21 protein-coding genes are annotated in these 22,371 nt (G+C 67.3%); 12 read left to right on the forward strand and 9 right to left on the reverse strand.

Annotated features, from left to right (window positions below):
• Positions 1-13 precede the first annotated feature (13 nt).
• The 3 genes from adh (at position 14) to GcLGCM259_RS00655 (ending at position 3,262) form a co-directional block, all read left to right on the forward strand.
• Entirely contained in the window at positions 14-1,537 is a 1,524-nt protein-coding gene (gene adh, locus GcLGCM259_RS00645; RefSeq protein ID WP_138174670.1) for an aldehyde dehydrogenase, read from the forward strand.
• A 165-nt stretch (positions 1,538-1,702) separates the two neighbouring features.
• A complete protein-coding gene (gene adhP, locus GcLGCM259_RS00650; protein WP_138174668.1) occupies positions 1,703-2,731 on the forward strand; it encodes an alcohol dehydrogenase AdhP in 1,029 nt (342 codons plus the stop codon).
• A 117-nt stretch (positions 2,732-2,848) separates the two neighbouring features.
• Entirely contained in the window at positions 2,849-3,262 is a 414-nt protein-coding gene (locus tag GcLGCM259_RS00655; protein WP_138925440.1) for a DUF779 domain-containing protein, read from the forward strand.
• A gap of 24 nt (positions 3,263-3,286) precedes the next feature.
• Here the strand turns inward: GcLGCM259_RS00655 and GcLGCM259_RS00660 are convergent, their stop codons facing one another.
• Positions 3,287-3,931 carry an AmiS/UreI family transporter gene (locus GcLGCM259_RS00660; RefSeq protein ID WP_138925441.1) on the reverse strand — a complete coding sequence of 215 codons (645 nt, stop codon included), beginning with the start codon at positions 3,929-3,931 and terminating at the stop codon, positions 3,287-3,289.
• Between the two features lie 185 nt (positions 3,932-4,116).
• Here GcLGCM259_RS00660 and GcLGCM259_RS00665 point away from each other — a divergent pair, with 185 nt between their 5' ends.
• The 3 genes from GcLGCM259_RS00665 (at position 4,117) to GcLGCM259_RS00675 (ending at position 5,711) form a co-directional block, all read left to right on the forward strand.
• Positions 4,117-4,581, forward strand: coding sequence for a pyrimidine dimer DNA glycosylase/endonuclease V (locus GcLGCM259_RS00665; RefSeq protein ID WP_138925442.1), 465 nt, complete (start codon positions 4,117-4,119; stop codon positions 4,579-4,581).
• A gap of 34 nt (positions 4,582-4,615) precedes the next feature.
• Positions 4,616-5,047: an acyl-CoA thioesterase gene (locus GcLGCM259_RS00670; RefSeq protein WP_138925443.1), complete on the forward strand. Its 432-nt coding sequence runs from the start codon at positions 4,616-4,618 to the stop codon at positions 5,045-5,047.
• Positions 5,048-5,372: 325 nt separating this feature from the next.
• Positions 5,373-5,711 (forward strand): hypothetical protein, encoded by a 339-nt coding sequence (locus tag GcLGCM259_RS00675; RefSeq protein WP_138174657.1) that lies wholly within the window; start codon positions 5,373-5,375, stop codon positions 5,709-5,711.
• On the opposite strand, the gene GcLGCM259_RS00680 is transcribed toward GcLGCM259_RS00675, so the two are convergent.
• The gene (locus tag GcLGCM259_RS00680) at positions 5,708-6,361 is read right to left on the reverse strand and encodes a GntR family transcriptional regulator (protein WP_138925444.1); all 654 of its coding nucleotides are present in this window, start codon (positions 6,359-6,361) and stop codon (positions 5,708-5,710) included. The two genes, GcLGCM259_RS00675 and GcLGCM259_RS00680, sit on opposite strands and share 4 nt — an antisense overlap.
• A gap of 128 nt (positions 6,362-6,489) precedes the next feature.
• On the opposite strand from GcLGCM259_RS00680, the gene GcLGCM259_RS00685 reads away from it, so the two are divergent.
• Positions 6,490-9,321 carry an FAD-binding and (Fe-S)-binding domain-containing protein gene (locus GcLGCM259_RS00685; protein ID WP_138925445.1) on the forward strand — a complete coding sequence of 944 codons (2,832 nt, stop codon included), beginning with the start codon at positions 6,490-6,492 and terminating at the stop codon, positions 9,319-9,321.
• A gap of 652 nt (positions 9,322-9,973) precedes the next feature.
• On the opposite strand, the gene GcLGCM259_RS00695 is transcribed toward GcLGCM259_RS00685, so the two are convergent.
• Genes GcLGCM259_RS00695 through GcLGCM259_RS00715 form a run of 5 tightly spaced genes read right to left on the reverse strand, consistent with a single transcriptional unit; the run spans position 9,974 to position 13,610 of the window.
• On the reverse strand, positions 9,974-10,252 hold the full coding sequence (locus GcLGCM259_RS00695) for a metal-sensitive transcriptional regulator (RefSeq protein ID WP_054821262.1): 279 nt from the start codon (positions 10,250-10,252) through the stop codon (positions 9,974-9,976).
• Between the two features lie 42 nt (positions 10,253-10,294).
• The gene (trxA, locus tag GcLGCM259_RS00700; RefSeq protein WP_138174649.1) at positions 10,295-10,666 is read right to left on the reverse strand and encodes a thioredoxin; all 372 of its coding nucleotides are present in this window, start codon (positions 10,664-10,666) and stop codon (positions 10,295-10,297) included.
• A 24-nt stretch (positions 10,667-10,690) separates the two neighbouring features.
• Positions 10,691-11,563 (reverse strand): sulfite exporter TauE/SafE family protein, encoded by an 873-nt coding sequence (locus GcLGCM259_RS00705; protein WP_138925446.1) that lies wholly within the window; start codon positions 11,561-11,563, stop codon positions 10,691-10,693.
• Between the two features lie 10 nt (positions 11,564-11,573).
• The gene (locus tag GcLGCM259_RS00710) at positions 11,574-12,179 is read right to left on the reverse strand and encodes a rhodanese-like domain-containing protein (protein WP_175419277.1); all 606 of its coding nucleotides are present in this window, start codon (positions 12,177-12,179) and stop codon (positions 11,574-11,576) included.
• A gap of 33 nt (positions 12,180-12,212) precedes the next feature.
• A complete protein-coding gene (locus GcLGCM259_RS00715) occupies positions 12,213-13,610 on the reverse strand; it encodes an MBL fold metallo-hydrolase (protein ID WP_138925447.1) in 1,398 nt (465 codons plus the stop codon).
• Positions 13,611-13,827: 217 nt separating this feature from the next.
• Between GcLGCM259_RS00715 and GcLGCM259_RS00720 the strand changes: the two genes are divergently transcribed.
• Complete coding sequence (locus GcLGCM259_RS00720; protein WP_138925448.1) at positions 13,828-15,183, forward strand: TIGR01777 family oxidoreductase; 1,356 nt, start codon at positions 13,828-13,830, stop codon at positions 15,181-15,183.
• A 75-nt stretch (positions 15,184-15,258) separates the two neighbouring features.
• Here GcLGCM259_RS00720 and GcLGCM259_RS00725 read toward each other — a convergent pair whose 3' ends face one another.
• Positions 15,259-15,900, reverse strand: a complete 642-nt coding sequence (locus tag GcLGCM259_RS00725) for a carbonic anhydrase (protein WP_138174641.1) — start codon at positions 15,898-15,900, stop codon at positions 15,259-15,261.
• 374 nt (positions 15,901-16,274) lie between these two features.
• Between GcLGCM259_RS00725 and GcLGCM259_RS00730 the strand changes: the two genes are divergently transcribed.
• The 3 genes from GcLGCM259_RS00730 (at position 16,275) to GcLGCM259_RS00740 (ending at position 20,026) form a co-directional block, all read left to right on the forward strand.
• A complete protein-coding gene (locus tag GcLGCM259_RS00730) occupies positions 16,275-17,936 on the forward strand; it encodes a thiamine pyrophosphate-binding protein (RefSeq protein ID WP_342773576.1) in 1,662 nt (553 codons plus the stop codon).
• 41 nt (positions 17,937-17,977) lie between these two features.
• Positions 17,978-19,117, forward strand: coding sequence for an endonuclease/exonuclease/phosphatase family protein (locus GcLGCM259_RS00735; RefSeq protein ID WP_138925449.1), 1,140 nt, complete (start codon positions 17,978-17,980; stop codon positions 19,115-19,117).
• Between the two features lie 93 nt (positions 19,118-19,210).
• Positions 19,211-20,026 carry a hypothetical protein gene (locus GcLGCM259_RS00740; RefSeq protein WP_138925450.1) on the forward strand — a complete coding sequence of 272 codons (816 nt, stop codon included), beginning with the start codon at positions 19,211-19,213 and terminating at the stop codon, positions 20,024-20,026.
• 17 nt (positions 20,027-20,043) lie between these two features.
• Here GcLGCM259_RS00740 and GcLGCM259_RS00745 read toward each other — a convergent pair whose 3' ends face one another.
• Complete coding sequence (locus GcLGCM259_RS00745; protein WP_138925451.1) at positions 20,044-21,300, reverse strand: DUF445 domain-containing protein; 1,257 nt, start codon at positions 21,298-21,300, stop codon at positions 20,044-20,046.
• A 143-nt stretch (positions 21,301-21,443) separates the two neighbouring features.
• Here GcLGCM259_RS00745 and GcLGCM259_RS00750 point away from each other — a divergent pair, with 143 nt between their 5' ends.
• Entirely contained in the window at positions 21,444-22,313 is an 870-nt protein-coding gene (locus tag GcLGCM259_RS00750) for a glycerophosphodiester phosphodiesterase (RefSeq protein WP_138925452.1), read from the forward strand.
• Positions 22,314-22,371: the final 58 nt, after the last annotated feature.

Consider the following 22,371-nt stretch of genomic DNA (forward strand, 5'->3'; position numbering starts at 1 on the left):
GAGCAAGACAACCATGGGTATTTACGCCAACCCGAACACCGACGGCGCACTGGTCGCGTTCAAGTCGCGCTACGAGAATTACATCGGGGGCCAATGGGTGGCCCCGGTCAAGGGCATGTACTTCGAGAACATCACCCCGGTCACCGGCAAGGCGTTCTGTGAGGTGGCCCGCTCCACCGCCGAAGACATCGAATTGGCGCTGGATGCCGCACATGCCGCCGCCCCTGCGTGGGGCAGGACCAGTGTCGCCGAACGGGCGGTCATCCTGAACAAGATCGCGGACCGCATCGAGCAGAACCTGGAAATGCTGGCGGTCGCCGAAACCTGGGACAACGGCAAGGCGGTCCGTGAAACCCTGAATGCGGACCTGCCCCTGGCGGTGGACCACTTCCGCTACTTCGCCGGGGCCATCCGCGCCCAGGAAGGCACCCTGTCGCAGATCGATGATGACACCACCGCCTATCATTTCCACGAACCGCTGGGCGTGGTCGGGCAGATCATCCCCTGGAACTTCCCGATCCTGATGGCCGTGTGGAAGCTCGCCCCGGCGCTGGCCGCGGGCAACGCGGTGGTGCTGAAGCCGGCCGAGCAGACCCCGGCCAGCATCCTGGTGCTCATCGAGCTGATCGGGGACCTGCTGCCCGAGGGCGTGGTGAACATCGTCAACGGCTTCGGTGCCGAGGCCGGCAAGCCGCTGGCCTCCAACCCGCGCATCCGCAAGATCGCGTTCACCGGTGAAACCACCACCGGTCGGCTGATCATGCAGTACGCCTCGGAGAACCTGATCCCGGTCACCCTGGAACTGGGCGGTAAGAGCCCGAACATCTTCTTCGAGGACATCGCGGCCAGGGACGACGCGTTCTACGACAAGGCGCAGGAGGGCTTTACCCTGTTCGCGCTGAACCAGGGCGAGGTGTGCACCTGCCCCTCAAGGGCACTGGTCCAGGAAAGCATCTATGGCGAGTTCATGGAGAAGGTGCTGGCCCGCACCCGGGCGATCAAGCAGGGCAACCCGCTGGACACCGAAACCATGATGGGGGCCCAGGCCTCCAATGACCAGCTGGAGAAGATCCTGTCCTACATGGACATCGGCACCGCGGAGGGCGCCAAGGTGCTCACCGGCGGCGGCCGGGCCGAGCTGGGTGGGGAGCTTGCCGACGGCTACTACGTGCAGCCCACCATCTTCGAGGGCAGCAACAACATGCGCATCTTCCAGGAGGAGATCTTCGGTCCGGTCGTTGCGGTCACCAAATTCAGTGACTACAACGACGCGATCACGATCGCCAATGACACCCTCTACGGCCTGGGGGCCGGCGTGTGGAGCCGCGAGGGCAACACCGCCTACCGGGCCGGACGACAGATCCAGGCCGGTCGTGTCTGGGTCAACCAGTACCACGCCTACCCGGCGCACTCGGCCTTCGGGGGCTACAAGTCCTCCGGCATCGGCCGGGAAAACCACCTGATGATGCTCTCGCATTATCAGCAGACGAAGAACCTGCTGGTCTCGTACTCGGAGGACAAGCTCGGCTTCTTCTAAGCAACACCGTTCACACCCTCCCCGTCCTTGGGGAAACCACTTCCACATTTTGAACAGACCTCGAGGGCGTGGGGTCACCGGGCGCAGCGCCGCCGATAGCCAGCCTCATCGGCGGCCGCCCCGCTCACGCTGCACGCCTTCGAACGCCAAGCAAAGGACAACACCATGAGCACCATGAAAGCAGCCGTCGTCGAGGACTTCGGCCAGGAATTCCAGGTCAAGGACGCCCCCATCCCGGAGCCGGGCCCCGGCCAGGCGCTGGTGAAGCTCATCGCCTCGGGCGTATGCCACACCGACCTGCACGCGGCCGAGGGGGACTGGCCGGTCAAGCCGACGCTGCCGCTGATCCCCGGGCACGAGGGGGTGGGCACCGTTGAGAAGGTCGGCCCGGGCGTCACCGAGGTGAAGGTCGGAGACCTGGTCGGCAACGCGTGGCTGGCCAGCGCCTGCGGCAGCTGCGAATACTGCCGGACCGGCTGGGAAACCCTGTGCGAGTCCCAGACCAACGGCGGCTACTCGGTGAACGGCAGCTTCGGGCAGTACATGCTGGTGGACGCACGGTTCGCCGCCCTGATCCCACAGGGCTCGGACCCCCACGAAATCGCGCCGGTGCTGTGTGCCGGCGTGACGGTGTACAAGGGCCTGAAGATGACCGGGGTGCGCCCGGGACAGTGGGTGGCCATCTCCGGCATTGGCGGGCTGGGGCACATCGCGGTGCAGTACGCGGTGGCCATGGGCATGCGGGTGGTCGCCATCGACGTCGCCGACGAGAAGCTGGCGCTGGCCACGAAGCACGGGGCCGAACTGACCGTCAACGCGTTCGCGCAGGACCCGGCGGAGGTAATCCAGGAAAAGATCGGCGGCACCCACGGGGTGCTGGTCACCGCCGTGCACCCTGCTGCCTTCGGCCAGGCCATCGGGATGACCCGCCGCGGCGGCACCATTGTCTTCAACGGTTTGCCGGCCGGGGACTTCCCCGCCCCGATCTTCGACATCGTGCTCAAGGGACTGACCATCCGCGGCTCGATCGTCGGCACCCGCCAGGACATGATTGAGGCCCTGGAATTCTATGCGGCCGGGAAGATCAAGCCGACCTTCCACACCCGACCGCTGGAGGACATCAACGCCGTCTTCGACGAGATGCGCCATGCGAAGATCGATGGCCGCGTCGTGATCGACTACACGGCGCAATAGTAGGACACTGGGGACCCGGCCACTGCCCGAAGAACGCAGCGTCAGCGCTCACGCGTGCACTTCGGGCGCAGGCTTCCCCGCCGACGCCAAGCCGCACCAACCAGCAAAGGACACACCATGGCCCAGGTTATCGAATCCCGCCCGGTGATCGATGGTGAGCAGTTCTCCCGGGTCGACTTCACCGCCCAGTGCGTGCAGCTGCTGCGCCGGCTGTGGGATCTGCACGGCCCGCTGATGTTCCACCAGTCCGGCGGCTGCTGTGACGGCTCCTCTCCCATGTGCTACCCGGCCGGGGAATTCAAGACCGGCAACGCCGACATCCTGCTGGGGGTGCTGGCGCTGCCTGCTGAGGACGGGACCGTGCTGGGCGACATCGATTTTTGGATGTCAAGGGAACAGTTCGAATACTGGAAGCACACCAGGCTGACCGTGGACGTGGTCAGCGGGCGCGGCTCGGGGTTCTCGCTCGAAGCCCCGGAGGGCAAGCGGTTCCTGATCCGCAGCCAGCTCATCGAACCGCCAGCTCACTAGCGGCGCGGTGCGGGGGCACCGGGCCTAAAGCCCGGTGGAGGGCAGCAGGGGCTGCTGCGGGTGGCGGGGCGCCGCCGTGCGCCGCGCCAACTGGCTGCACACCAGCAGGACCAGCACCAGGGCCGCCAGGCACAAGCCACCGGCCAGCGGCAGGGTGGTCCAGCTGCCGCGCATCAGGAACAGGGCCGGCACCGTGCTGCTGGGAATCCCGGTGAGGATCAGGAACCAGCCGGTAAAACGCTGGATGTCCACCTCGCCGGCCCGTTCCCGGCCCAGGGACAGGCGCCAGAAGAACAGGAACCAGGCCACCGCCCAGCAGAGCCAGATCACCGCAAACACCGGGTCGCTGCCCAGCAGGGACAACGCCTGATACAGCGCAATGGCCGCCACGAACAGGCAGTACCAGCCAAAGCCGTGCTCTTCGGCGCCGGTGACCAGGCTGTAGCCCACCCAGAGATAGGTGATGCCAAACAGGTAGCTGGGCCACGCGCCGGACACCAGCTGCGGGTCACCGCCGGCTTGGGCCAGGATGATGGTGGGCAGCACCACCTGGATGGTCCCCACCAGGAAATTTAGGGGAATAGTGGACCTCGCGCCAATAATCCCGGCCGCGGCCAAGCCGTTGACCAGCAAAATGACACCGACGAATACCAGTCCCACATGTTCCATATTCCACTCCTCGCCGTGCATTGCCGGGGCAATTGGGCTCAACCGGGTCGCGGCAGCGAACCGGGAAGATTTTGGCCGCCAGAGCAGCGGTTGAACATATTGTAGCGCCCCCGGGCCTTGAACGTGACCGGCGGCACTGGCCCGGGGCCGTGGTGTGCGCCGCGCTCGATGCGTAGACTGTGGCCATGCGACTATGGTCCCTGCATCCAAGCCTGCTCGACGTCAAGGGACTGGTGGCCTGCTGGCGTGAAACGCTGCTGGCGCAAAAGGTCCTGGCCGGACAAACCAAGGGGTACACCGCGCACCCGCAGCTGGTGCGCTTCCGGGCCGTGGACCAGCCGCTGGCGGTCATCGGCCGTTACCTGCAGGGACTGTGGGATGAGGCCGCGAACCGTGGCTACCACTTCGACCCCTCGCGCATCCGCGAACCACACCCGGCGGCGGGGGAGCCGACCCTGGCACTGCCCAGCGGGCAGGCGGCCTTCGAACGACAGCACCTGCTGGGCAAGCTATTGATCCGCGACCCGCAGCGTGCCGAGCCGCTGCGCCGCCTTGGGGTCCAGCAGCTGCCGTTGCATCCGCTGTTTCACCTGGTTCCCGGATCCGTGGAACCCTGGGAGAAGGACACGGCCATCACGCGTAACGGATGATGCCGCGGCGCCGGGAAGTTGCTGAAATGGGGGAATGAGCCAAACTTCACCAATCCCCACGGGTGGGACCGACATTGAAATCCAGTTGCGTTGGAGCGACGAGGACAAGCTGGGCCACGTGAACAACGCCCGGATCGTGACGTTGATGGAGGAGGCCCGGGTCCGCTGGCTGCGCCGTGATGGAATCGCCGAACGCTTCGGCAACGGGCTGGTGGTTGCCGCGCTGCAGATCAACTACCTCAAGCCGCTGTACTACCGGCCGTCCATGACGGTTCGCATGGGGGTGGGCCGAATCGGCACCAAGTCCTTTGCCCTGCGGCATCTGGGTTACCAGGACGGCCAGGTCGCCTTTGACGGAACCACGGTGATGGTGGCCCTGGACACCGATGGCGTGTCCTCACGCCTGCCCACCCCTGCCGAACGCCAATGGCTGCAGGACCAGATGCTCAGCGTCGGCAACGCATAGCGTCCACGCCGCCGGTGCCTTCCCCTTGCGGCGCCCGGGGAAGTGTGTCCAACCCGTGGGCGCATCAGCGTGCTGGCCGCCTGCGTGGCAGGCTGTTTGGCCGCACTCCGGGCCGCCCCCCGCTGGCCGTGGCCGCCGGGAAGGCGGGAGGAAGGGCTTTCCCAGTTCCTCGCGGGCCTGCGCATCCCGCGCTTCGGCGGCCCTTCCCGGATCGGGCCGGCAACAGCGCAGCCGGTCAAGGCCGGTTCTATGATGGCACCAGGAAACGGTGAACGTCGGCGGCGGAGGGCAGCTGGCGGCGCCTTGCGGCAGAAGGGAAACGGCAATGAGTGAACAGCGCACGGGGCAGGCACGGACAGTTGTCCTGCACGCCTCGGACAAGGTGCAGGACGTGCAGCGGGCGATCGATTCGGCCCGCCGGCTGGGCGAGGCATTTGAGGGGGTTCGGGTGCGCATCATCATCAATGGCCAGGCGCTGGACGCGGCCACCGGACTGCGCCCGGATCGCCTGCCGCCGGAAACGACGGTGGGGGTGTGCGCGGTGGGTTTGGCCAACCGGGGGATCGATGCCGCCCAGCTCCCCGCGGGAATCCAGGTGGTCCCGGCCGCCCCGATCGCGATCGCGCAGGAGCAGTTCGCCGGCGCCGCCTACGTGCGGCTTTAGCTGGCCAGGACCGCCAAGTGTCCGGCCAGCCGGGTGCTGGCATTGGCCAGGTGCGCGGCCAGCACCTCGGCGGCCGCCTGGCTCTCGCCCCGCGAGATCAGCTCGAGCAGCTGCGCATGCTCGCCCGCAATGCGTTCGGTGGACAGCAGCGTCGCGTCCTGGACATGGCTCATGCACAACCGGATCTCATCGGTGAGCTGGCTGTAGATGGTGCTGGTGCGCGGTGACTCCAGGGCGTCGACCAGTGCGGCATGAAACCGCACGTCGGGGTCGACGATGTCGATGGGCGAGGCGCCGCGCAGGGCGGTGATCTCCGCGTTGGCCTGCAGGGCGGCCTGCGGCAGACGGCGTTCGAGGGCCAGCAGGCGCACCGCCTCGGCCTCGATGATTCCCCGGGTTCGGTAAATGTCCCGCGCGTCATCGGCGTTCAGCACCCGCACCCGCGCGGTTTGGTGGGCGTTGCGGCTGAGCAGGCCGCTGACCACCAGGTTTTCCAGGGCCGCCTTCGCGGTGGGACGGGCCACCTCATAGCGCGCGGCCAGCTCGGTTTCACGCAGCGGTGTTCCCGGAGCCAGTTCCCCGCTGAAGATTCGCTCCCGCAGGTCACGGATGATCGCCTGAACCACGGAGACCACTTGCAAGCGCGCCACCTGCGCTCCTTTCCGCCTTGGTGCCTGGACGGTTCAAGTATCGCACGCAAGGGTCTACCATGGCATGTGTACTTGTTAGACAATCTTTTATGTGGGTAGTCTGGATCCCCAGATGACAGGAGCACACCATGGCCGTGAGCACGCCAGCATTGGGTGAGAGCACCGTTGCGTCGGAAGTATTGAACGTCGTCACCGACGCGTCGCGGGTGCGCACCCGCTCCATTGACCGGGTCGCCTACGCCTCTGATGCCTCGCACTACCTGTTCACCCCGCAGGCGGTGGTCATCGCCGCCGACGCCAAGGAAGTCAGCGGGCTGCTGGCCGCCGCGGCACGCAGCCATCAGCCGGTCACCCTGCGTTCGGGCGGCACCTCCCTGGCCGGGCAGGCCAGTGGGGAGGGGCTGCTGGTGGACGTGCGCAAGAACTTCCGCCAGATCACCGTGCTGGACGGGGGCCGGCGGGTGCGGGTGCAGCCCGGGGCCACCATCCGCCAGGTCAATGCGCGCCTGGCCCGCCACGGCTACAAGCTGGGCCCGGATCCGGCCAGCGAGGCGGCCTGCACGGTGGGCGGGGTGATTGCCAACAACTCCTCCGGCATGGCCTGCGGCACCGAGTTCAACACCTACCGCACCCTGGAGTCCATGGTCTTCGTGCTGCCCAGCGGGACCATGATCGACACCGCCGCCCCCGACGCGGATGCCCAGTTTGCCGCCGCCGAACCGCACCTGGTGGCCACCCTGCAGCGCCTGCGTGAACGGGTGCGCGGCAACCGGGCCTCGGTGGCACTGATTGAAAAGCACTTCGGGCTGAAAAACACCATGGGTTACGGCATCAACGCCTTTTTGGACTTCGACTCGCCCGCGCAGCTGATGGCCCACCTGATCATCGGCTCCGAGGGCACCTTGGCGTTCGTGGCCGAGGCCGTGTTCCGCACCATCCCCATCCGCAAGCTTGCCGTGGCCACCCTGGCCGTCTTCGACAACCTTGACCAGGCCACCCGGGCGCTTCCCGAGCTGGTGGAGTCCGGGGCCGCAACCCTGGAGCTGATGGACAGCACCTCACTGCGGGTGGGGCAGGGCCTTCCCGGGGTGCCCGAGGCCATCCTCGGATTCGAGGTCAGCGACCAGGCCGCGCTGCTGGTCGAATACCATGCCGACAGCGAGCAGGAGCTGGCCGCGCACACCGCCGCCGGGCAGCGCCTGCTGGATGCCGCCGCCCTGCGGGCCCCGGCCCGTCTCTCGGCCGACGCCGCCACCCGGCAGGCCGCCTGGAAATTCCGCAAGGGGCTATACGCCTCGGTGGCCGGCGCCCGGGCTTCGGGAACCACCGCGCTGCTGGAGGACGTGGCGGTACCCGTCGCCGAGCTGGCCGACACCTGCCAAAACCTGCAGGAACTGTTCGGCTCCTACGGGTACGCCGACTCGGTGATCTTCGGCCATGCCAAGGACGGAAACATCCACTTCATGCTCACCGACCGCTTTGAAGGCGACGCCGCCCTGAAGCGGTACAACGCTTTCAACGAACAGATGGTGCAGTTGATCCTGGACAAGGGCGGGAACCTGAAGGCCGAACACGGCACCGGGCGGGCCATGGCCCCCTTCGTCCGCCGACAGTACGGGGATGAGCTCTATTCGGTGATGTGCGAGCTGAAGGCTGCCGCCGACCCGCGCAACATGCTCAACCCCGGGGTCATCATCGATGAGGACCACGCGGCGCACATGCGCAACATCAAGCTGAACGAGACCATCGAAGTTGAGGCGGACCGCTGCGTGGAATGCGGCTACTGCGAGCCGGTGTGCCCCTCCAAGGACCTGACCCTCACCCCGCGCCAGCGCATCGTGGTGCGCCGGGCCATCGCCAAGGCGCAGGCCGAGGGAAACCACGAGCTGGCCCGGGAACTGGAGCGCGAGCAGGGCTATGACTCGGTGGACACCTGCGCCGTGGACGGCATGTGCGTCACCGCCTGCCCGGTGCAGATCAACACCGGGCTGCTGGTCAAGCGGCTGCGGCGCGAAACCGCGAACCCGGTGCTGGCCGCCGGCTTCAAGGCCGCCGCCAAGGGCTGGGGTGCCGCCACCCGGGCCGGGTCGGTCGCCCTGAGCGTGGCGGACAAGCTGCCGGCGCCGCTGGTGCGCGGCACCACCGAGGTGGCGCGCAAGGTCCTTGGGGATGATGTCATGCCGCGCTATGACGCGGACCTGCCGGCCGGCGGGGCCGCCCGCAAACCGTTGACCGGACGGCTCGGTGCCCCCGATGCCGAGCCGGTGGCGCTCTACCTGCCCGCCTGCGTCAACTCCATGTTCGGCTCCTGCGGGGATGGGCCGGGGGTGGGAGCCGCGTTCGAACAGCTGCTGCGCCGGGCCGGGGTCGCGGTGCTGGTGCCCGAGGGCATCGAATCCATGTGCTGCGCCACACCCTGGACCTCCAAGGGCTATGCGCAGGGTCATGAGGTGATGGAGGCCCGCGTCCTGAACCGGGTGCGTGCCGCCCAGCCTGCCGGCGGCAGGCTGCCGGTGATCTCCGACGCGAGCAGCTGCACCGAGGGGTTTGAGCACATCCTGGGCCAGGCCGGATTCCAGGTCATCGACGTGCTCGGCTTCACCGCCGAGCACCTGCTGCATCGGTTGCCGGCGGGGCGGAAAATCCAGTCGCTGACCCTGCACCCCACCTGCTCCTCCACCCAGATGGGGCTGAACGACCAGCTGGTGCAGATTGCCCAGGCGGTTGCCCACACCGTGCAGGTGCCCCAGGACTGGGGATGTTGTGGCTTTGCCGGGGACCGGGGCATGCTGCATCCGGAGCTGACCGCCTCGGCCACCGCTGTGCAGGCCGAACAGGTGCGCCAGCTGGACAGCCAGGCCCACGCTTCCTGCAACCGCACCTGCGAATTGGGAATGAGCCGGGCCACCGGCAAGGACTACCAGCACGTGTTGGAGCTGCTGGCCGCGGCTACTGCCTGAAGCCTGAAGAGACGGTGAGGCAAACTCCCTTTGCACTGGGTGAGTTGATCTCACACGCGAAGCGTGGGGATGCAGGATCCCCCTGGGGTCCGCCCCGTGTGGGTGCTTGAGCGCGCGAACCCATCGTTGTCCTAGCACTCGCACAGGGCCATCACGGCGGCCACGGTGATACTTGGTACCGGCTCGTGGGGCAGCCGCCAGTCCAAAGTGCTGGCGGTCGTACCCCAAAGCGCTTCCGCCGGTACACTTCGTGCCTGGCAGACCAGCGATCCGCTGGCCCCACATGCCTTATGATGCACCGCCTTCCGTCCTTATCAGGCGGTAGCTACCGGGAGATCAAAAGGCAGTGGACTTCATGTCTTGCGGGAATCGGGGTGTACAACCCGGATTCCCGCAACGCAGCTGCAGTTTCTTGCACAACTGCTTCCAGGCGCCTGTGTTAACCGCTCCCGGCTCTAGCGTCCAAAGAGCCGGCTAAAGAAGCCCTTGCCCGGCTCGTTCTCGTGGCCTTGACAGCGGTCCTTGGCGGGGACGCCGCGCATAACCGAGTCAACGTGCTGGCCGCAGCCGGCCCAGGTGGTCTTGCCACATTTTTTGCAGGAAACCTGTCGGCACATGAGGTGCCTCCTTCTCTGGCTCGTAAGCCGTAAATCTAGGAAAGTGAGAGGAAGAGCTTCTCAAGCTCTTCAACGGTCAAGCCGTCTTCCGCTTCGGCGGTCTTTTCGGGATCGATGAGGCAGTGCTGCATGGCCGTGGCCACGATGGCGAATCCGGCGCGGTCCAGGGCGGTGGACACGGCAGAGAGCTGGGTGACCACGTCGCGGCACTTGCCGTCGTTTTCAACCGAGTTGATCACTGCATCAAGCTGGCCGCGGGCCCGCTTCAGGCGGTTGAGGATGCGTTTGCGTGTGGCTTCATCTGCGTTGCGCATGATGTGCTCCTATTCGAAAAGACCATGGGGTGCACCCCCGGATTACTGTTGGGACTTCCCCGCGGCCGCCATCTGGGCGTGCACGGCTTCCATGTCCAGGTTCTTCAGCGAGGCAATCAGTTCCTCCAGGCCGCGGGAGTCCAGCGCACCGGGCTGGGAATAAACCAGCACGCCGTCCTTGAACGCCATCAGCGTGGGAATGGAAGTGATCTGGGCGGCGGCCGCCAAGTTCTGCTGCGTCTCGGTGTTCACCTTGCCGAAGGTCACCTCCTGGTGCAATCCGGCGGCGGTGTCGAAGACGGGTGCGAAGTTGCGGCACGGGCCGCACCAGGCTGCCCAGAAGTCGACCAGCAGCATGGCAGAGGACTTGACGGTTTCAGCGAAGTTCGTTTCGGTCAATTCTAGCGGTTTCATTGATGCTCCTTTGGTTGTTGGCGGTTACTGCGCCGCCCGGGCATTGCGCCAGGGGCATATGGCGGAGAGGGTCGGGATTTTGGTGCAAAGCACCCAGGCGAGGGTGAGCAGGGCCATGGCAGCGGCAAGGATGGCGCCTGCCGGGTGCGGCAGTTCCTGGGCCAGGACGAAGACGCCCATGGCCAGCACGAAGTATCCGAACCCGCGGCGCAGTCTCTGCTCCGGCACCTTCGAAGCCAGTCGCGCTCCAAGCAGGGAGCCAATGATCGCTGCTGCCGTGATGAGCAGGGTCAGCGGCCAGTTGACCGCGGTGGAGTTCAGGTGCCCCAGCAGCCCGGATGCCGAGTTCAGGGCGATCACCAGCAGGGAAGTGCCGACCGCATGCTTCATCTGCAAGCCTGCCAGCAGCACCAGGGCCGGGACGATGAGGAAGCCACCGCCGGCACCCACCAGGCCGGTGACCAGGCCGGTGACCAGGCCGACGGGAATGTACAGCAGCACAGAACGGCCCTTGGCTTCAGCGCCGGCGGCCTTCTTCCGTCCGCGGATCATGTTCCGCGCACTGGCCAGCATGATGATGGCGAAGGCCACCATCAGCACCGTGGCGGGAATGGCCGCGCTGGCCAGGCCGCCGAGGAACGCGCCGCTCATGCTCGCTGCGGCGAAGACCAGGCCGGGGACCCAGCGAACGTGGCGTGCCCGCGCGTGGGGCGGCAGGCTGGCCAACGAGGTCACGCCCACCACGAACAGCGAGGTGGTGATCGCTTCCTTGGCGTCCATGCCCGCGACGTAGGTGAGCAGTGGAACCATCAGGATGGAACCACCGCCACCCAGCAGACCCAGGGTCAGGCCGACGACGATCGACAAGGCCAGGACCAGAATCACCAATGGCTCCACGTCCTTGCCCCTACTTGCCGTTCGGGTTCAGCAGCTGCCCGGCGCTGGGGATCTGGGCCAGGGGGTTGGCCTTGGCGGCCGTGCTGGCCTGGTTCCACGGCATCTTGGACAGCAGGCTGGCCATCGCGCAGGAATTGCTGGCCGCGGAGTAGGTCAGGCCCGCGCCGATCGCCGCCGAGAGGTAGCCCAGCTTCGGGTGGATCAGCTTCGAGGCGACGAAGCCCAGCAGCACCAGCGAGCCTGCGCTCATGCGGACCTGGCGGTCCATGGCCCAGCGCCGGGTGCCGCGCACCACGGTGCCGCCGGACTTCTCATAGGCCGCGATGCCGCCTTCGAGCACGCTGCCGGCTTCGATGTGGATGTCGACCAGCCTCTGCTGCGCCTGGCCGGCGCGGACACCGGACTGGCAAACCAGCACAATCTGCTTGCCCAGCTTGCGGGTCACGTCGTGGGCGTGCTCCGCGACCAGCTCCAGCGGCAGGTTGTAGGAGCCCGGGATGTGCACGGATTCAAACTCCGCGGGGGTGCGCACATCCAGGACTGCTACGCCGGATTCGTCGGACGCCAGCAGCTTTTTCAGGGCCGCTGCGTCCATGACATCAAGGGGGGTGCTCATGTTTGAGGGGGTGTCCTTCTTCGTGGGGTTGGATTAGGCGTTGGTCTTGTTCATGGCGGCAGCCCAGCCGGCGTAGCTGCCGGTCAGTTCGACCACGTCGTACCCGGCATCGCGCAGGGCGCTGGCAACGATCGAGTTGCGCAGGCCACTTTGGCAATAGGTGACGATCTTGCCGTCGGTCGGAAGTTCGTCCAGGGCCCACAGGGCGCGGCCGCCGGAGATGTGCTTCGCGTCCGGGATGGCTCCGGCGTTGAACTCGCCCCGGCCGCGGACGTCGAGGAGCAGGGCGTGATCGAAGTCCTCCAGCTCCGTCGGGTCCACGCGTGGCGGGGTAAAAGCCGGCAGGCCCCGTAGGCTGGTGGCGTAGCCGGACACCGCATCGATGCCCACACGCATCAGGTGGTCGCGCATTTCCTCGGCCGACTCCAGGTTCTCGGCGAACAGGATCAGCTGGCGGTCGTCGGCTTGCGGGTCGAAGGCCCAGGCGCCGAAGCTCGCCATCTTGGAAATGGCCGGGATGGCCAGGGCGCCGGCGACGGTGCCCTCGGCTACGGCCACATGTCCACGGGTGTCCACGAAGACCGCCTCTTTCGCGGAAGTCTTCTCGATGATCTGCTGTGCGGTGAACTGAACCAACTCCGGCAGGGTGCCCAGCACCTTGGCGCCGTCGCGGTTCTGGCGCTTCATCCGGGCGAAGTAGGCGTGGGCGTCGGGCTGTCCGTCGAGCAGCTCGGCGATGAAGCCCTCTTCGTCGTTATTGGCCAGGTAGCGGCCCCACCAGGCGAAGTTGCGCTCGTAGCCCACGGTGGTGGAGGGAACGGCGCCCAGCGCCTTGCCGCAGGCGCTGCCCGAACCGTGGCCCGGGTAGACCTGGATGTGGTCCGGCAACTTCAGAAAGACGTCGCGCAGCGAGGCGAACAGGTCCCTGGCCCCGGCGAAGCGGGTGTCCACGCCGCCGGCCGCCGCGTCCAGCAGGTCCGGGCGGCCCAGATCACCGGCGAAGATGAAATCGCCGGAGAGCATGTAGCCGGGCTGGTCGCTGAAGGCGCCGTCGGTGATGAGGAACGAAAGGTGCTCCGGGGTGTGGCCGGGGGTGTGGCGCGCGGTCACGGTGATGTTGCCCAGTGTGATGGTGTCCTTGTCCATTAGGCGCTCGGCCTGGAAACCGTACTGCCAGTCGGCTCCGCCCTCGCCCGAGACGTAGGTGGGGGCCCCGGTGGCGGCAGCCAGCTCGCGGGTGCCGGAGAGGTAGTCGGCGTGGATGTGGGTTTCGGTCACCGCGACAATGCGCATTCCGTGCTTGGCGGCCAGTGCCAGGTACCCGGAGATGTCACGCCGGGCATCGACGACGATTGCCTCGCCCTTGGCCTGGCAGCCAATGAAATAGCTGGCTTGGGCCAGATCTTCGTCATAGAAGCGTTCCAGAAGCATGGTGCATCCTTTCGTGGGGGGTATGCATCCAACCTAAGCTATACCCCGGGGGGTATGTCAAACGGGCCCGTCGGCCCGTGATTGGTGGTAAGGGGCCTGCGAAAACAAGCTGCAACCTTTCGCTGGCCCGCAGCCCGCAAATTTGCGGCATATCCTGCCCTGAGCGCCGCGGCAGGAGCAACGCCCGGGCCGCCTGGTTCTCCGCTAGGGTTGGGCCATGAGCATTGAACGCGCCGTGCAAGTGCCCCAGCCCATCGATGAGGTGGTGGCCTGGTTCTCCCGGCCTGGCGCGGTGCGCCGCCTGCTGCCGCCCTGGCTGCCGCTGAAGGTGGAACAAGAAGCCCGATCACTGCGTGACGGCACCGCGCTGCTGCGGCTTCCGGCCGGAGTGCAGTGGGTGGCCCGGCATCAGCCGCGGCGGTACATTCCGGGCCGGCGCTTTGTCGACGAATTGGAGCCCCAAGGGTGGCGATCCCTGCCCACCAGGGTGCTGCACTGGCGCCACGAACACCTTTTTGAACCGGTCGGTACCGGGCACACGCGGGTGGTCGACCGGATTGACTCCAGCATGCCGGCCTCCTCCACCGTGCGCATGCTCGCCTACCGGCACCGCCAGCTGCTCGGGGACTTCGCCGCGCACCAGCAGGCGGCCGACGCCGGACTGGGTTCTGGCACGGTCGCAATCACCGGCTCCAGCGGACTGGTGGGCCAGGCCCTGGCCGCCCTGCTGTCCACCGGCGGGCATCGGGTGATCCGTCTGGTGCGCTCGGCCCCCGCCGGGCCGGGGGAGCGCCTGTGGGATCCGGCCAACCCCGACCCCCGGCTGCTTGCGGGGTGCGATGCGGTGATCCACCTGGCCGGGGCCAGCATTTTTGGCCGTTTCACGAAGGAACACCGGCACGCCGTCGAGTCCAGCCGCATTCAGCCGACCGCCCGGCTTGCCCGGTTGGCCGCCGACAGCGGCGTGGAGACCTTCATCAGCGCCTCGGCGATCGGCTACTACGGTGGTGCCGGCGGGGACCAGGAATGGACCGAAGAGGCTGCGGCCGGCAGTGGCGGGGATGACTTTCTCAGCCAGGTGGTGCGCCGCTGGGAGGCCGCGGCCCAGGAGGGAAGCAGCCAGGGGATGCGCCGTGTGCAGGTCCGCACCGGAATCGTCCTGGACAGCGGCGGAGGGATGCTGGCGGTGCTGCGCCCGCTCTACGCGGCCGGCCTGGGTGGCAAGCTGGGCCATGGGCGGCAGTGGATGTCCTGGATTGGCCTGGATGATCTGCTCGACATCTACCTTCGCGCGATGTGGGACCGTTCGCTGAGCGGCCCGGTGAATGCGGTGAGCCCGCATCCGGTGCGCAATGAGCGTTTCTCCGCGGACCTGGCCGCCACGCTGCATCGCCCCGCGGTGATCCCGGTGCCCCAGTTCGCGCCGCGGCTGGTGCTCGGGCGCCAAGGCGCGCAGCTGCTGGCCATGGCCGACCAGCGGGTGGTGCCGGACAAGCTGCTGCAGGCCGGGCACCGCTTCCGTACCGCGCAACTGCCCCAGCTGCTGGCCCACACTCTGGGCCGCGCCGAGTAGGATACGGCGGCCGGCCGGTAGGCCGGCAAAAGGACCCCGGCTGCCCGTACTATCGGGAAGCCGGGGTCCACAGGATTAGTCCAGCACCGGGGCCTGCAGGCCGAAGCGGGATACCGCCTGCGCCTCTCCATCGGCCAGGTGGTAGGTGACGCCCACAACGGCGGTGCGTCCCTCATCGATGGCGTCGGCGATGATGCGTGAACGGTCCACGAGCCGCTCGGAGGTCTCCCGCACGTGTTCCACCACGGTGGAGTTCACATCGCTCAGCCCCTTGCGCTCGGCCGCGAAGACCGACGGGGTGATGTGCTCGACCAAATCGCGGATGAACCCCTTGGGCAGGGTGCCGCTGCGCTTGGAGTCAATCGCGCTGGTGACCGCGCCGCAGCTGTCATGGCCCAGGATCACGATTAGCGGGATGTTCAGGATGTCCACGGCGAACTCCAGCGAGCCCAGGCTCGCCGAGTCGATGACGTGGCCGGCGGTGCGCACCACGAAGACGTCCCCCAGGCCGACATCGAAGATGATCTCGGCGGCCAGGCGCGAGTCCGAGCAGCCGAAGATCACGGCGAACGGCTCCTGCCCGCCGACCAGGGATTGACGTCGATCCCCGTCCTGGTTCGGGTGCTCGGTGTGGCCCTTGATGAACCGCTGGTTTCCTTCGGTGAGCTTCTTCCACGCTTCGGTGGGGGTCATGGCATGCTGTGCGGGATTCGACATACCTCAAAGTTTATCCCCGCCCGATGCCCGCGCCCCCGTCGCCGGAGCCCGTACAGTGCGCCACCGGACTGACACGGTGCCGGTTTCTGCCCAAATTTCCTAGTCAGCTTTCGGTGGCGGGGGCACCGCAGGGCACGGCTGGTGCGCCGTCACAAAACTGCACACCGCCAGGCTTCGGGCTAGGCTCCGGCGCCGGCACCGTCCGGGTGTGGTCTTCGGCGCGCGGCATGCCTTATCCTATTGAATGTCAGGAACCGTTTTACGGTTTCCGGCGCTCTCAAAAGGGGCGATACCCGCTGGCGGCTCTCCGGTAGCGAACGGTAGCGGCAGACATATATGGAATTTTCTCAATCAGCATTTCGTGAAAAGAGTCCATGATGTCCAGCGTCTCAGCTGTAATCGCCCGCGCCCTGAAGCCGATCGCCCCGCAGATTTTCGGATTGATGGGCAACGGCAACGCCCACTTCCTGGATGCCGCGGTCCGCCAGGGCTTCGACTACACCGCCGTTCGCCACGAACAGGCCACCGTCACCGCCGCCGACACCCACTTTAGGCTCAGCGGCAAACTCGCCATCGCCTCCACCACCTACGGCGCCGGCTTCACCAACGCCGTGACCGCGCTCGCCGAGGCCGCGGCCGCCAACACCCCGGTGCTCTTTGTAGCCGGGGACGCCCCCACCGGCGGGCTGCGCGGCTGGGACGTGGACCAAACGGCGATCAACACCGCGGTACGCGCCGTGACCTACACGGTGGACGCCCAGAATCCCGGAGACACCGCCCTGCAGGCCGCCGCCCACGCACTGCGTGAACGCACCCCGGTGGTGCTGGCGATCCCCTATGACCTGGCGGCTGCCCCGGCAAGCCAGGAAGGGCCCTGGGATCTGGGTCAGTACAGCTTTGACCCGCCGGCCCCGCGGCTGGGCGAGGAACAGCTGCAGCAGATTGCCGCGCTGCTCAACGCCGCACAGCGCCCCCACGTGCTCTACGGCCGCGGTGCCCTGGACGCAGCCGGACCCATGGCCCGGCTGGCCGACAAGCTCGGGGCCACCAGCTCCGGCACCCTGCTGGCCCGTGATCTGTTGGCCCGCCCCGCCGATCTTGGCATCACCGGGGGCTTTTCCACCGAAGCCGCGGCGCAGCTCATCGCACAGGCCGACACCGTGCTGGTGCTCGGTGCGTCGCTGAACCAGTTCCAGATGCGCTTCGGGCAGCTGTTCGACCCGGCGGCCCGGGTCATCCAGGTCGATGTCGCCCCGACCGCGACCAGCCCGCGCGTGGATGTCTTTGCCAGCGCCGACTCCGGACAGGCCCTGGACCAGCTGCTGCCCCTGCTTCAGGAGCGGGCCGGAGGGCGGCGCTACTGTGACGGGCTGGACCTAACGGCGGTACGTGCCCGCCCGGCCGGTGACCCGGTGGCCGCGGATGGGCTGCTGGATCCCCGTCGCGTGGCCAGTGAACTGGAGGAAATCCTGCCGGAGAACCGGCTGCTGGTGCAGGACGGCGGGCATTTCATCGGTTGGGGGCCCATGTACTGGTCCACCAGCGGCACCCGGTCGCTGAGCTGCGTGGGCACCGCCTACCAGTCCATCGGCCTGGGTGCGGCTTCCATGGTCGGCGCCGCCCCGGTGGCCGAGGGGCGCACCGTGGTGCTGGCCGCCGGGGACGGCGGGTTCCTGATGTCCCTTTCGGACCTGGAGTCGATCGTGCGGACCGTTAGCAGCGGGGTCATCGTGATCTATAACGATTCCGCTTATGGGGCCGAGATCCACCAGTATGGCTCGATTGGGCTGCACGAGGATCCGATGCTGATTCCGACCGTGGACTTCGCCGCCCTGGCCGCCGCCTTTGGAGCCACGGGGATCAGCGTGAAGAGCGTAGCCGACTTGGAGCAAGTTCGTGCATGGGTTGGGGCAGGCGCCAACGGCGTCTGTCTGGTTGATGCGCGCATTTCCCCGTTGGTGCGCGCCCCCTATATGGAGGAAGTGCTTCAGGCCAACGCAAAAAGCGCCGCTGAGCTGGTATCACAATCTGATTAAGCCGCTGGAAATCCCCAACGCGTTCAGCGTAGGGTTGCCACGTGCAGTTTTTGTCGGTTAGCCTTGCAGCTTTTGGCCTGGGAAGCGCCCTGATCTTTCCCGCCACCCCGGCTGCCGAGCAGACCCCAAAACCGGTGGACTACCAGCAGTGCGGGATCTTCGACATTGAAGAGGACCCGGCCTACCCCTTCGGGGCCCAGTTGTTGGAGGACCTCTGGGTCGATTCACCGGATGGCAAACTGCGCGTGGCAACCTTCGACGTGAACCTCAGCGCCAAACAGCAGGGCCAGCTCGGCGCCGACCTGGCCGGGGGCGCCAGCACCGAGGCCGCGCAGGTGGCCAGGGCCATCCAGCAGGCGGACGCCGACGTGGTGCTGCTGACCGGCATTGACGCGGATGAGGCAGCGGCCCGCTCCCTGAACAACCAGTACCTGAAGCACGCCCAGGATGGTGGGCGGGCGGTGGACTACCCCTATGTCTACGCCGGGCCCACCAACAAGGGCACCCCCAGCGGCGCCGACCTGGACAACGACCAGGTGGTCGGCGGCCCAGCCGACGCCTGGGGGTACGGCGAATTCCCCGGGCAGGGTGCCATGGTGCTGCTCTCCAAGCACCCCATCGACGCCCAGCACGTGCAGACCGTGACCAAGCAGCGCTGGTCCCAGATGCCGGGGAACACCATGCCCCAGTCGGGACTCAACGGCACCATCGCCGAGGCCATGCCGGTCATGGAATCCGGACTCTGGGATGTACCTATCAAGGTGGGTGGCAGCACCGTGCGGGTCATCGCCGTGCAGACCGACCAGGTGCGCGAGGAACTGACGCACTCCGCGCCGCGGCACAGCGACCAGCTGCGCATTGTGGGCGATTGGCTTTCGGCGGCCGACTACCTGCAGGATGACCGCGGCGCCGCCCCCGGCAACCACCAGCCCTACGTCGTGCTAGGCGAGCTGGGACGCAACCACGGCAATAACCAAGCCGTGGATGACATGCTGGAGAACCTCGGGGTCGCCGAGCAGGGCATCCACGACGACACCAACTACATCCTGCCCGCCGACACCCTGGAGATCGCCCGTCACGGGAGCATCCGGGACCAGGAAATGACCCCGTCGAACCCCGGCACCGAGCAGCCCAACCTCAGCGGAACCCCGGAACTACTCTGGAGCGATTTGACCTACTAGTGGGTAACGCGGCGCGGCCGCAGCCGCACCCGGTCGATCCGAACCACGTTTTCCCTGCAAATTTCTAGCCTTGCTCGCTACAGTTGGTACATCATGAGCAAAGACCCCATCACCATGTCACTGATCGGACCCGACGGAAAACCCCGTTCCGGCGTCCAGCAGGCCATCCTCAAGGGCATTGGCGTGCAGCGTCCCATCGTGCTGGCCTACCTCAAGCGCCTGCACCGCAAGCACCCCCAGGCCACGGCGGCGGAACTGGCCAAAATCGTGGAACGGGACTACCTGGCGCTGGCCACGGGATCCGGCGCAGCGGTCGGCGGGACCGCCGCCGTGCCGGTGGTGGGAACCACCGCTGCCCTGGGGCTGTCCCTGGCCGCCACCCTCGGGTTCCTGGAGGCCAGCGCGCTCTACGCCCAGGCCCTGGCCGAACTGCACGGCATCGCCATTGAGGATCCGGAGCGCTCCCGGGTGCTGGTGATGGCGGTGCTGATGGGCGAGGAGGGAAGTTCGATGATTTCGGGCCTGACCGCCCAGGCCGCCGGCCGCGGCGGGGGACCGGTCAAGGGCTGGGCCCGGGCATTCGGGGCAGGACGCCCCACCAGCTTCTACACCTCCATGCAAAGAACCCTGCAAAAGAAGTTCATGCGCAAGATCCTGGGCACCCAGGCCGCCAGCATGCTGGGCAGGGTGGTGCCCTTCGGGATTGGGGCGGTCATTGGCGGAGCCGGAAACCGGTTCCTGGCCAAACGGGTCATTGAGACCGCCGCGGACGCGTTCGCCGGAATCCCCACGCTCAGCGACCAGCAGCTGGCGCTGGACGACCCGAACATCATCGACGCCGAAGTCATTGAGCCGGTTCCGCAGCCGGCCCTGCGCCGCAGCGGCCGCCGACGCCGGGGCGAGAGGTAGCCTGCCGGGCCGCCCGGCTATCCGGCCAGGAGCAGGATCAGCTGCCCTCCGGCATAGATGGCCACCCCGGCCAGGGCCCCGATGACGGTCCCGTTGATTCGGATGAACTGCAGGTCCCGGCCCACCTGCAGCTCCAGCTTCGCACTGGCCTCGGCCGGATCCCAGCCGCGCACGGTGTCGCTGACCAGAGCCGCCAGGGACTGTCCGTGTTCTGCGGTGAACCGCTGCACCATCGTGACCAGCCGGGTCTCAAGGCTTTGGCGCAGGGCCCGCTCACGCAGCAGTCGACGCCCAAAGTCCTGGACGGCTCCGTTCAGGGCCCGGCACAGTGGGGAATCGGGATCGGCCAGGGAGGCATCCAGGCCGGCCTTCAGTGACCCCCACCCGGTGACCGCAAGTTCCCGCAACTGCCGGTCCCCGAGCAGCGAGTGCTTGAACTGCTCCACCTTGGCTATGGTGGCCGGGTCGCTTTGCATGTCCCGGGTGAATCCGGCCAGCCAGTCGGTGACCGCCCGGCGCAACGGGTGGTCCCGGTCCCCGGCCACCGCGTTCAATACCCCGCCCAGTTCGCGGTGGATCTTCTGCGCCAGCAGCTCATCCACGACCCGGGGAACCCAGGAGGGCGAACGTCCGGTGACCACCTCACGAAATACCTCCGGGTGCCCGGCCACCCACACCTGGGCGCGTTGGGCCAGCAGCTGCACGGCCGCCTCGTGGTGCCCGTCCTGCACCAGCTTGGCCCCCAGGGTGCCCAAGGTGGTGGACCACTGTGGGGCCACCATGTAGTCCCGGGCCAGGGCCTGCAGCACCGGCAGGACCTGTTCGTCATCCACCGTGTCCAGCATCCCCCGGGCCACCGTGCGCAGCTGGGCGCTGGCTGCGTCCGCTCCGGGCCGGCTGGCCAAGTAGCCGCCGGCGCGGGCCAGCAGCCTGGCTTCGAGCAGCTTGCGGCCCACCACCGCCGGGTTCAGGAAGTTTTCCTGGACAAAACTGCCCAACGAGGCGCCCAGTTCGTCCTTCTTGCGCTGAATCAGGTTCGTATGCGGAATCGGCAGGCCCAGCGGGTGGCGGAACAACGCGGTCACCGCAAACCAGTCGGCCAGCGCACCGACCATCCCGCCCTCGGCGGCCGCCCGAAGATAGGCGAAAGCGGGCCACTGGCCCTGTAGCAGCAGCCCGGCCACGAAAAGCACGAACATCAGCAGCAGCAGTGACAGGGCCACGCGTTTCATCCGGCGCAGTGCAGCGGCGCGCGGCTCCAAAAGCTGGGACATGCGCACCACTTTAACGCACGGTAGACCCTGGCACGCCGGGCCGGGGCCGGTGCGCCGACCATTTTTCGAAGTTCGCCGGCTCTTGGCCAACACACAACCCGAGGACCGTGCACCGGGCGGCCACTGGCCAGTAGCGTAGGGGCATGAGCACTCTCTTCTACGCCCACCGCGGAAGCTCGGCACAATTCGCCGAAAACACCCGTGCCGCCTACCTGCAGGCCATTGCCGAAGGCGCGGACGGAATCGAATGCGACGTGCACCTCAGCGCGGACCAGGTGGTGGTCTGCCACCACGACCCCACCGTGAACCGCACCTCCAACGGCGAAGGGCGTGTGGCCCGGTACACCGTCAAGCAGCTGAAGGAGCTGGACTTCACGGTGCTGCGTTCCACCCCGATTCCGGCCGCCTATGGGGACATCCACGAGCAGCTGCTCACCCTGGATGAACTGCTCACATTGATTGAGCACAGCAATGCCGCGGTGGGGCTGGCCGTGGAAATTAAGCATCCCAGTCCGGCTGGGCGCGGACTGGAAGACGCGGTGCTGCAGGTGCTCGACGCCCACGGGTTCAACCGCGAAACCGGCGCCGCCGGAAGCAGCGGGCAAATTCAAGTGAGCCTGATGAGCTTTGAGCCGGAGTCCAACCGCTACCTGGCGGACCTGGTCAACCGCAAACTGCTGTGCCAGCTGATCACGGAGGTGGACGCCGAATGGGTCGACGAACTGCTCTCCAGCGGGCAGACCGACCGTGCCGCGGTGTACCGGGTGCTGCAGCGTTCGGTCGAAGAAGGCCTGGAGCTGATCAGCCGCGGCACCGTGGGAATGGTCGGGCCGGGCGTGGCCTGGGTGCGCCGGAACGAGGACCTGGTCCGGCGGTGGATCGGTGAAGGCCTGGTGCCCCGGGTCTGGACCGTTGACGAGCCGGCGGACGCGCGCTACCTGCACGGCCTGGGGGTGCGCCAACTGACCAGCAACCATCCGGCCTGGCTGCGCGGGGCCACCGGCCTGGCCTAGACGCCCCGACCGATGCACGTGCCTTCGGTTACGGTCGGTGAACCGGCTCAACAAACGT

Source organism: Glutamicibacter creatinolyticus, from assembly GCF_006094275.1.
Lineage (GTDB): Bacteria > Actinomycetota > Actinomycetes > Actinomycetales > Micrococcaceae > Glutamicibacter > Glutamicibacter creatinolyticus.